Raw genomic sequence first — 300 nt, 5'->3', positions numbered from 1 at the left:
GGCCGCCCCGGCGGGGCCGCCGCGAAGTTCTCCGGCACCTACGGCCAGTCGACCGGCGTGGTGATCTTTGAGGACGTGTTCGTGCCCCACGGGCGCGTCTTCCTGGCGGGCGAGACCGGGGAGGGCGGCTTCCTCACCACCACCTACGCCACCCATCACCGGCATTCCTGCATCGGCGCCCGGGCGGGCTTCGGCGACCTCCTGATCGGCGCGGGGGCCCTGATGACCGAGGCGAACGGGCTCGACCCGGACCGGCACGGCCATATCCGGGAGGCGATGGTCGAGCTCTACGCCATCACG

The 300-nt window shown here is 72.3% G+C and carries 1 protein-coding gene; it reads left to right on the top strand.

The window, feature by feature from the left end; genetic code table 11:
• Nucleotides 1-300, top strand: a 300-nt coding sequence (locus tag ACLBXP_RS25740; RefSeq protein WP_447670644.1) for a 4-hydroxyphenylacetate 3-hydroxylase C-terminal domain-containing protein, incomplete at both ends; no start/stop codon positions are given.

This window comes from Methylobacterium sp. A54F, from assembly GCF_053346035.1.
This window is presented reverse-complemented; position numbering and strand designations above follow the sequence as displayed.